Source organism: Kitasatospora sp. NPDC056783, from assembly GCF_042789895.1.
Taxonomy (GTDB): Bacteria; Actinomycetota; Actinomycetes; order Streptomycetales; family Streptomycetaceae; genus Kitasatospora.
The window spans coordinates 1-10,026 of sequence record NZ_JBHUAF010000317.1; the positions used below are offsets into that span (position 1 = coordinate 1).

General features: G+C 65.6%; 9 protein-coding genes and 2 pseudogenes. 6 read left to right on the forward strand and 5 right to left on the reverse strand.

The genetic code is table 11. From position 1 onward, the window contains the following. From ACFRMQ_RS31515 to ACFRMQ_RS31535, 5 genes are all read left to right on the forward strand, one after another. Nucleotides 1-1,488: radical SAM protein (locus ACFRMQ_RS31515; RefSeq protein WP_380734128.1), on the forward strand; the 1,488-nt coding region annotated here is incomplete at its 5' end. 17 nt (nt 1,489-1,505) lie between these two features. Next, nucleotides 1,506-2,789, forward strand: a complete 1,284-nt coding sequence (locus tag ACFRMQ_RS31520) for a YcaO-like family protein (protein WP_380734129.1) — start codon at nt 1,506-1,508, stop codon at nt 2,787-2,789. 8 nt (nt 2,790-2,797) lie between these two features. Beyond that, on the forward strand, nt 2,798-3,451 hold the full coding sequence (locus tag ACFRMQ_RS31525) for a TfuA-like protein (protein ID WP_380734130.1): 654 nt from the start codon (nt 2,798-2,800) through the stop codon (nt 3,449-3,451). A 17-nt stretch (nt 3,452-3,468) separates the two neighbouring features. Next, entirely contained in the window at nt 3,469-4,725 is a 1,257-nt protein-coding gene (locus ACFRMQ_RS31530; RefSeq protein ID WP_380734131.1) for an MFS transporter, read from the forward strand. Nucleotides 4,726-4,727: 2 nt separating this feature from the next. Next, entirely contained in the window at nt 4,728-5,615 is an 888-nt protein-coding gene (locus ACFRMQ_RS31535; RefSeq protein ID WP_380734132.1) for a JmjC domain-containing protein, read from the forward strand. Nucleotides 5,616-5,814: 199 nt separating this feature from the next. On the opposite strand, the gene ACFRMQ_RS31540 is transcribed toward ACFRMQ_RS31535, so the two are convergent. The 4 genes and pseudogenes from ACFRMQ_RS31540 to ACFRMQ_RS31555 all read right to left on the reverse strand — a co-directional run. Beyond that, a complete protein-coding gene (locus tag ACFRMQ_RS31540) occupies nt 5,815-6,006 on the reverse strand; it encodes a hypothetical protein (protein ID WP_380734135.1) in 192 nt (63 codons plus the stop codon). 94 nt (nt 6,007-6,100) lie between these two features. Further along, nucleotides 6,101-6,604: a hypothetical protein gene (locus ACFRMQ_RS31545; protein WP_380734133.1), complete on the reverse strand. Its 504-nt coding sequence runs from the start codon at nt 6,602-6,604 to the stop codon at nt 6,101-6,103. 88 nt (nt 6,605-6,692) lie between these two features. Beyond that, nucleotides 6,693-6,896: a hypothetical protein gene (locus ACFRMQ_RS31550; RefSeq protein WP_380734136.1), complete on the reverse strand. Its 204-nt coding sequence runs from the start codon at nt 6,894-6,896 to the stop codon at nt 6,693-6,695. Between the two features lie 219 nt (nt 6,897-7,115). Then, nucleotides 7,116-7,328: pseudogene (locus tag ACFRMQ_RS31555) on the reverse strand (helix-turn-helix domain-containing protein); the annotation flags it as partial. A 461-nt stretch (nt 7,329-7,789) separates the two neighbouring features. On the opposite strand from ACFRMQ_RS31555, the gene ACFRMQ_RS31560 reads away from it, so the two are divergent. Continuing rightward, on the forward strand, nt 7,790-9,769 hold the full coding sequence (locus tag ACFRMQ_RS31560; protein WP_380734134.1) for a recombinase family protein: 1,980 nt from the start codon (nt 7,790-7,792) through the stop codon (nt 9,767-9,769). Here ACFRMQ_RS31560 and ACFRMQ_RS31565 read toward each other — a convergent pair. Continuing rightward, nucleotides 9,729-9,854: pseudogene (locus tag ACFRMQ_RS31565) on the reverse strand (YccF domain-containing protein); the annotation flags it as partial. The gene ACFRMQ_RS31560 and the pseudogene ACFRMQ_RS31565 overlap by 41 nt on opposite strands. Nucleotides 9,855-10,026 lie beyond the last annotated feature (172 nt).

The window sequence follows — 10,026 nt, forward strand, 5'->3', positions numbered from 1 at the left end:
GGCCGGAATATATTTCCGGCCCGGCGACGGCCCTTGCTAATGATCGATGAAGGGGTGAATCTCATGGATTTTCAGCATCGGCGAGTCCTGGGTGGGAACGAGAAGACTGCGACTCTCTACGACGCTGAGCGCATGACCCTGGTCAGAGCGCCACGGGACATCGTCGAACGGGCTCTGCGCTACGCTCATCTGGGACACGGCGAGCTCGAGGTGAGCGAGGCCGATAGGGAATCCTGGGCGCGCATCGATGCTGCTCTCCAGGCGGGTGCGTCCCCCATTCCTCCTGCCGCCGGCGAGGTGGCCATCAGCAAATTGATCATCGGCAACACCTACCACTGCAACATGGGGTGCAGTTACTGTTACAACGAGCTGGACGTCAAGGACCGTAAGGGCAGTGAGGTGCCGACCGGCATGTCCGAGGAGACGGCCCTTGCAAGCATAGACGCGCTGTTCAATCAGAACGCCGCGACCGGACGCTTCTCCATTGTGTTCGTCGGTGGCGAACCGCTGCTGGAGAAGCCGGTGCTCTACCGCGCGGTGGACTATGCGCGCGAGCGGGCCGCGCGGGAGGAAAAAAAGATCGACTTCAGTGTCTACACCAACGGCACACTGATGAACAAAGAGGTCATAAAATGGGCGGGCGAGAACAGGGTATCGCTTGTGGTCAGTCTCGACGGCCCGCCCGTTCTCAATGACAAGCACCGCGTCTACCTGAGCGGACGTCCGACCTCAAAGGCAGTCTTGCGTAACATCCGCAAACTGGTCGAGTCCGGCACCCAGGACGTTCTGCGGGTACGCGCGGTGGCTGCTGAGAACACTCCTCTGGTGGCGCTTCACCAGTACCTTCTCGATCTCGGATTCAACGAGATCCACGTGCAGCCCGCCTACGGCGAGGACGGCATAGCAGCCGGATCGACCGAAGACGAGAGTCTCGCCCTTCTGGAGTGGTACCGGAAGTCGTTGCTCGCCGGGACCATAGTCTCCGTCATGCCGTTCGAGGGATTCATCGAGCGCATCCTCATGCGCGGCCGGGCCACCGCCAGTTGGTACCCCTGCTCCGCCGGCCGCACCGCGCTCGGTGTCGGGCCCGATGGAGAGATCTACCCGTGCCACCACTTCCTGGAAGAGGGCACCTTCAGCATGGGGAACGTCCGGCGCGGTCTCCCTCTGTTGAACGACCGTGCGCCGTTCTTCCAGCGAGTCGACGAGCGTGAACCCTGCAACTCGTGCTGGGCACGCCACGCCTGCGGCGGCGAGTGCTACCACCGGGCCCACACCGGGGGAGCCGGGTACACCGGAGTACTCCCCGATACCTGCCACCGCCGCAAGGGCTTGATCGGCCTGACCTTGGAGGTCCTTGCCGAGCTGGTCGCGGCCAACCCCTCCGCGCTCAAACGCGTGCTGAACAAGCAGTATTCGACGGTGGTGCCGAACGAGGCGGCATACGAGTACAAGGACTTGACACCCTATCTCCCTGTTTCGTCCTGAGTGTGGTGAGTGATCCGATGAGAGGCACCGAAGGTGTCGCCGATGTCCCCGGACTGGAGGACATCCTGAACGACCCGCTCGCGGTCACGAAGGCCATCACCCATGGAACGCATCGCAGCCGGGTCCTGGACCAGACAATGAAACTCGCCTGGGACGCCCGTGAGGTCGCCGGCGTGAGCCGGGTCTCCGACGTGACCGGTTTGGATTACGTCGGAATCCCGGTCGTGAACACGGTGCGGCCGTTCGCCGAGCGCGGCAACCTCACCGTGACATGCGGCAAAGGTCTGACACTCACGGCGGCGAAGGTCTCCGCACTGATGGAAGCCATCGAGCGCTACTGCGGTGAGCAGCACGGCCGCACCGGCACCCACGGGTCGTTCGCCGATCTCCGCACGAAGCAGCCGACGCTGAACCCACGGAGACTGATCCTCGGCCGCCACACCACCTGGACCCCCGACAGCCGCCTCGAATGGTGGCGGGCCCGTGAGCTGTTCTCGAACGAGCAGGTCCTGATTCCCGCCGCCGCCGTCTTCACCCCGTACCACCACGGCTCGGCACCGCGGCTCCTCGGTTCGCACTCCGACGGTCTGGCGTCCGGCAACTGCCTCGCCGAAGCCGTACTTCACGGACTCTACGAACTCATCGAACGCGACTGCACGGCCTTCGGCGAGACGCTGCGCAGAGCCCAGCGCGTCCGGCTGGAGACGCTCCCGGCCCCTGCGGCTCACTTGGCCGACAAACTGCAAGACGCCGGTATTGCCGTTCACCTGTTCATGTTCTCCAACGAGATCAGCCTCCCCACCTTCTATGCGATCGCCGACGACGAACAAAGCCAGGACGGACTGCTGGTCAACGGCGGCGCTGGGTGCCATCTCGATCCTCTGGTAGCAGCATGCCGAGCGCTCACCGAAGCCGCCCAGTCGCGGCTGAGCGTCCTGTCCGGGGGACGTGAAGACCTCTGGCGGCACAACGGGCGCAGGAAAGCGGACTACGACGTTGTCAAAGCAGCCCTGGGTCCGTGGCTCGACATCCCCGCCACCATCGATCTCGGCGATCTGCCGGATCTGAGCAGTGGTTCGATCAACGAGGACGTGCGATCTGTGCTCCAGCGGGTCCGCGATGGAGGGTTCCCTCACGTGTTCGTCGCGGATCTGACCCTTCCGGACCTGCCGTTCCGGGTCGTCCGGGTCGTGGTCCCCGGTTTCGAGTTCTACCACCAGGAACGTGACCGCGTCGGTCCTCGCCTGGCCCGCGCACTCGCCGGCGCGCGGTCTCCGCACTACTCGGAGGCCACGGTATGAGGCACCGCGTGGCCATCTTCGCCGGGCCGAGCCTGTACGACGTCGAACTCTCGCCGGAACTCCGCCAGGTCATTCGGCCGCCTGCACGGCAGGGGGACATTTCGGCGCTTCCCGAGCTCCGTGGCGGAACGTGGCGGATCGCGCTGATCGATGGAGAGTTCGGTCAATCCTTGTCGGTCACGGTGACCGAGATCCGTGAGGCACTCGCCGCAGGCAACACCGTTCTCGGAGGCGGTTCGATGGGCGCCTTGCGCGCGGCCGAGTGCCACCCGCTGGGCATGCGCCCGGTGGGCTGGATAGTGCGGCAGTACTTGGATTCGACTGTCTGGGCCGACGACGAGGTGGCCCTCACCTACGACCCGGCCGATTACCGCCCTCTCTCGATGCCCTTGATCAATCTTCGATGGCTACTCGATCAGTGCGTCAGCGCCGGCGAACTGGACCCGCCCACTGCCCAGGCGGTGCTGAGCGCGTGCTCGGCACTGCACTTCCGTGAACGGACCGCCCGCACCCTACTGGACATCGCGTGTGCCGCAGCCCCGAAGGCCGCTGAGGTACTCAGGCCGTGGTTCGCACCCGACAGGCTGAGCAGTTGGGACCGCAAGCGAGCCGACGCAGAAGAGATCCTGCGCTTGGTTTCCACGGTGGGCGCCCTAGCGTGATACCAGGACGACGAAAGTTGGACGGGAAGCACGGATCCTCGCTCGGCGGAAGATTCGACCTTCTCCTGTACGGGTCCGTCGGCAGCCGCTTCGGCGATGCCGGGCGCGTCGCTGCGGTCGGCTTGCTCGCGGCCTCGATCACGAGTGATCCACGTCTGACCGCCCTAGTGACGGTCGCCACCTTTTTGCCCTGGGTCCTGTTCGGTTTGTGGGCCGGAGCGGTTGTGGACCGGGTCGACGCCCGGTGGGCCTTCCTGCTCTCCGATTCAGCCCGGGCCGTCTTGGCGGTCGGGCTGGCCGTGGCCCTCTTCGCGGATCGGGCGTCCTTGTGGATGGTCCTCGCCGTGGTCTTCGTCATGACGACCTTGCAGACCGTCTCCGACTCCTGTTTCGTCAGCCTGCTGCCCAGAGTCGTGGCGTCGCCCGACCTTCCGCGGGCCAATGCGCGACTGTCCGCGGCACAGACGGGCATCGGCCAGTTCGCGGGGGCTCCTGCGGGTTCCGCGCTCTACGCTGCGGGCCCCGCCCTTCCGTTCCTCGTCGACGGCGCCAGCTTCATCGCGGCCGCCACCTGCGTGGCCAACGTCCGTACCGATCCACCAGAGGACCGCTTAGCCCGGAGAATGACGCCACGCATTCTGTGGCAGGACATCGTCGAAGGTCTGCGCTGGATGTACGGAGTACGGCAAGTCGGCGGCGTTTGTGCGACCACGGCGGCCATGAACTTCGCAGCGGGCGGCAACCAGGCCGTCCTGGCACTGTACGCACTGCATGTCGTGGGATCCACTCCCGCCCAGTTCGGCCTGTTCACCGGTGTATGGGCGGTTTTCGGGGTCGTCGGCGCCCTCCTGGCAGGACGTCTGTCGCAGCGCGTCGCTCCTATCGGCATCGCCACGTCGGCCGTCGCCCTCCAGTCCACCGGTTACATCCTCTTGGCGATGGCCCCGAACCTATGGACCGCTCTGGCCGGGATGGGCATCAACGGCTTGACGGCGGGTTCATGGAACGTGTCGTACAGCTCCATCCTGCAGACGCAGTCACCAGCCGTCATGCTCGGCCGCGTCGGAGCAGCCGGGCGAACGATCTCCATGTGCACGGTTCCGGCCGGGGCAATCGTTGCTGGAGTGGTCGCGAACCTCTGGGGGTTTCGGACCCCTGCGGTCATCGCGGCCGTCTGTGACGCAGTTGCCGCAATGTGGCTGGTCTGGTGGCTCCGGAAGCCTGACAGACAGTATGCGACCGACTCTGCCGCAACGACCGAAAGAGTGGGATAGTCATGCACATAGCCCTTAGTGCCGATGCCTTCACCGCGATGACCGACGTCGAACCCGATGCCGTACAGCTTGGGCGCAGTTGGGGGACCGCGTCGCACGCGTTCGCACCAAGCCCAGACCTCCTTGGGTTGGTGGCACCGCAGCACATCGATGACTGGCTGGACTGCAGCCTGTTGCGGCACCCGTTCTTCGCGGTGTCCCTAAAAGGCTCACCGGTGCCTGCACACGAGACCACGTCTCCGCGGACGGTGGCAGGCCAGACCCAGGTCGGCTACATCGACGGCGCCAAGGTCCGCACCATGATCCATGCCGGCGCCAGCCTGAAGATCAATAATCTGGAGGAATGGCACGCGCCGGCACAGCGGTTCTGCCGTCGGCTGTCGACCGCGCTGAGTGCCCACGTCCGAGCGGTGGTCTTCACGACGCCGGCCGATCACTGGGGGCTCGACGTCCATCGTGACAATGCGCATGTCTTCGTCGTTCAGGTGGCTGGCACCAAGGAATGGCATCTCTATGACGTTCCCAAGGACGACAACGCCTGGCGCGACGGAGTGGCTCAGGACCTCAACGGGCCCGGCGAGCGGTTCGTTCTGAAGCCGGGCCAAGCCCTCTACATGCCGCCCGGCCAGGCCCACCGGGCACGCGCTCTCAAGGAGGAATCCGTCCACGTGTCATTGGCTGTTCGCGAACCGAGGGTCCACGAGACGATCGCCCTGGTCGTCAGGCAGTACCTTGCAGGGATCCCGGAACACCGCTCCTTGTCGGGCGACCAGGCTCAGCGGGCCCTCCAGGTGCGCGCCGCCTTGGACGCCACGGCAGACCGGCTGCGCGACCTTGATTCCTACGAGGTGCTGAAAGCGGTGGAGCGGGCCGGTTACGGCAACCGCTGAGAAGCAACGGGATGCCCGGACTGTCCGCGCTCGAGGTCGGGCCCGGCCACGGCGGCGCGGGGTGACATCGGGCCTACCGCAGTGGCGCCGGCCGCTCCTCAAGCTGGCCGGCGCGGGCTGCCGTTCAGAGGTCTTGCTCCCCGGACCCGAATCCGGCGGAAGTAGCAGCGCATCGCGGCGGAGTCCTTGCGCCAATCGCTCATCTTGGCGATCTGGTCAGGTCCTCGAAGGCCTCCGGGCCGACGGCGTCATGGTCGCCCGGAGCCAGCACCTCGCCGACACGCGAGCGGGCGATGACCCACTCGCTCCACTCCCGCTCGGCCACGGCCAGCTCGGCCTGGATACGGTCGGCCTCCTCCCGCAACTCGTCCACGCGACGACGAGCGGTCAACTCACGATGTTCCAGCAGCCCCACGACCGACGGCCTCCCCGACCTCCACCAGAGCGACGACTCAACACGTCACCACTCCCCGAGACCGCCGACCCTATGCCTGACCAGCAGAAACACAGCCCTTAAGCCCGGAAAGACAACAGCCGCTTATCGTTTGGACAACAGCTTCGACGCCTCCCAGCGGGCGTTGGAAGTCGGTGGCGGAGTACAGATCTGGTAGCCCAACGCGCCGATTCCACAGCAGTCGATCACTTAGCGTGATCGGCCACGGAAGTTGAGTCAGAACCACTTCGCTTGGTTCCAGCACGCCCTCGCCCGCACCGGAGCGGCGGGCTTGACAGCCTTCGCCGGCGACGCGGCAGCCACGGTTCCATACCTCACCGGCCGGCAGGGCCGCAAGCGGTACGAAGGCATCTCGCACGCCGCGATCGGAAGCGTTCAGGACGCGGACCACGAACTCCTCGGCATCCCGTTCGTCGGCACTGACCACGTCCTGCGCCTCAACCGCACCCGCGTGGAGGCCTTCTCGGGCGTGGCGGAGGATCTCTTCGAACACCTCGCCAAGCGCCGCCTCACCCACTACCGCGACGAGGCCCACGCCCGCCGCTCCTCGTGGCCGAAGCTGGCAGGTGGATGCCGTCTCGGAGACCGTGATGGCCGGGGTTGGCCCGGTGGATGGTTGTTGGTCAGGCTTCCTTGCGATCGATGTGGGCGAGGTCGGCGGGCAGCGGGGGCGGGAAGAGGCCCTGTTCGCGCAGTGCCTGGCGGGCGGTGAGGAGCTCGCTGCGGTCCGTCTGGGCGACCTGTTCCAGTTGGGCGGCGGCGGTGTTGGTCCGCTCGTACTCGTCCGGGGGTGCGAGCTGGGCGTCCCGGCGGCGTTCGGCGGCCATCCTTGTGGACAGTAGTGCTGTGCGGACGAGCCGGTCATGGCGACGGAAGGCGTCGAGGATGGCCTGGGGCGAGCCGGCTTCCGGAACCTCTGGGAGGGCCGTACGGTCTTCGCCGGTGAACCAGGCGACCACTTGCCACGGAGTGGACTCCGAACGAGGAGTCGGCTGGGCTGTCGGCCCTTGGCGGAGCGGCAGGATCAGGCTGACCGCGGGCATTTCCAACGCGCGCGCCAGGATGAGGAGTTCTGCTGGAGTCGGCCCGTTTCGGGCGCCGGACTCCAGCTTGGAGATCACCTGCCGGGTCAGCGGATAGCCGAGGTCCGCGCACCGGCCCCCCAGGGCCTCAGCGGACAGCCCCAGCTCTGTGCGTCGGCGTCTGATCTCGCGAGCGATGGCCGCGTCTACGGCGGCCGACCATACTTTCTGATCCATATGAGAACAGTACACTATGGATATCGATCTGGATCAGATCATGTGGCAAGCTGTTCTTCGAAAGAGAGCGCCCCCTTCCTCTGCCGGATCTGGCTGCTTCTCATGTCGGCCGGTCCTCGGCTGTCGTCATCTTCCGCTTTCGCCAAAGGAGTCCCATCGCTGCCACCCAGTGCACCCAGCCGAAGCACCCCACCAGCGGCAAATCCCCGCTCGACCGTGCCGGCGCCAGCCCAGTAGCGGCTCGTTTCCAGGCCTCTGTCTCCTGGTCCTGTGGAACCCCGCTGACTCCCGCCGAGCGCACCCGGCTTCTCCGCTTGCTGTTCGGCCCACGCGCAGCCCTTCTCCTGGCTGACCGTGAAACCGCCGTGCGCCGTATGTAGTTTGCATACGTTCGCCACACGATGAGTGCCCCGGCGACGGCTGCAACCGTCCCGGGGCCAGCCGACTATCCAGGAGTCGACATGACGAATCCCAGCACACGCATGCGCAGTGCCGTTGCCACTGTCGCGCGCGTTACCGCGCCACGCGCCCTCCGGGCCGTGGACTACCTGCGGGTGAGCACCGAGGAGCAGAAACAGGGTTACGGCATCGCCAGTCAGGCCCGTAAGAACAGCCGTCACATCGCCAGCAAGGGCTGGGACCACGTCGGCACGTATAAGGACGAGGGGGTCTCCGGGTCGAAGGAGATGGGTGAGCGCCCGGACTTCGACCAGCTGATGGAGAGGGCCAAGCTCGACGAGTTCGACGTGGTTGTGGTGGAGAAGGGCGACCGTATCGGCCGAGTCGGTCGGGCCTTCTGGCGCTGGGTCTGGGCGCTGGAGGACATGGGCATCTTCGTTGCCATCACCAATCGCAACATCGACAACACCACTCCCGAAGGCCGTGCGCAGATGCGGAGGGAGGCCGACTATGCCGAGACGGAGTGGGAGAACATCCGCTCGCGTACCCAGGGTGGTCTGCAGGAGAAGGCGGAGGAGGATGGCTCGCCGCACATCGGCGGCAGGCCGCCATACGGCTACCGGATTGCCGATAAAGGCATCAAGGGTGCCTCGCGCCTAGTCATCGAGGAGGCCGAGCGGGACGTTGTGCATCAGGTCCACGACATGGTGGTAGTTGAGGGACTCAACCTGCGGCAAGCCGCCATTCGCTTCAACGTCCAGGGTGTCACCTCCCGGTCGGGGCGGCCGTGGTCCGTGGCCAATCTGCGTGACCGGATCCTGTCCCGAGCAGTGCTCGACGCGGAGCTGATATTCCGGGGTGCGAACGCCAAGACCGACGCGGACGGCAAGCCGATCTGGGGCGAGTCAGTGACCATCTTGCTACCTCGCGTTCTGTCCGAGGATCAGGCCGCCACACTTCGCCGGAAGGTCGCCGCCCACGCGAAGAGCAGCAACGGCAACCGCGCGGCCTACCCACTCACGGGTCGGCTGATTAGCCTTTGCGAGTCGCCGTACACCGGGATCAGCCGGGAGTCGGTCCCGGGCGGCCGACGCAACTACCGGTGCAGCGGCAAGGCTGAGACTGTGCCAGGCCAGGGCGTGTGCGGCTGCTCGTACATCGATGCCGAGGCCGTGGAGCAGCGAGTCTGGTCCGAAGTCGTCACCTTGCTTGGTGACTCGGAGAGGCTGAAGGCGCTGGCGGCTGAGTGGGTGGGCATGTCCGACGGCGGTCAGAAGGTCCACGCCGAGCGGATCGCAGACCTGGACCGCCAGATCGACTCGATGAAGGCCTCGATCGCCGCGGTGATCGTTGCCACTGCCAAGCAACAGCAATCCCCGGACGCCATCACCGCCGCAACCGTGACCCTGAACGAGGAACTGCGGCAACTGGAAGAGATGCGTGCCGAAGCGGCGGCCTGGCTGGAGGACGTCGAAGAAGCCGACCGCCGTGTGCGCGACCTGACGGCTCTCGCTGATATGGCACAGCACCAACTGGTGAACATGGGCCTGGCGGAGCAGAGTGAGATTCTGGGAATTCTCGAGGTAAAGGTCACTGTCGAGGGCCCCGTGCCCCTCCGGCGGGGTGGTGCTCGATGCGCCATTCAAGACTGGTACCGTTCAGCAAGATTGGGTGTTCCGGCTGTCGATCTTTCGGGCGAGCAGTGGGAGTTGGTGCGTCACCTGCTGCCGAAGGGCTATCGAGACCGCGTCCGCCGCTCCGCCGACGCCATCTTCGCGAAGGCTCGGACGGGTCTCTCCTGGCCGCACCTGCGTGAGGAATATGGGTCAACGAGCACTGCATCGAAGTACTTCACCGAGTGGGCTGCTGATGGCACTTGGGCTGAGCTGAACGTCGCACTCGCGAACGTGGAAAGAGTGCCGCTCCCGACCCTCGACCTCACGCCGCCAATGCGAATCGAAGGTCGCGTCGATCCCCGCGTGATCCTGATCCCCGGCGAACGATCCCGAACGGGATCGTCACGATCAGGACGCAGCAGATGATTCCGGCGAGCGTGTAGGCAAGCGCCATCCAAATGCCGCAGAACAGCAACCAGATGACGTTGAGGACGAACTTTATTGCCTTCATGGCCGGTACCTTCTCATGATTCGTGGCCTTGCATCTACGACCGAGCCATGCCCGCGCATGACGGCCCCCATACCCCTTAGTACTCCAGCCGCACTTCGTGATCGGGCCGGTTGGTTCGGGAACTGGAACGGCCACCGCGTGATCTTGGTGAGGTGTGTGGACTCTTCAAGAT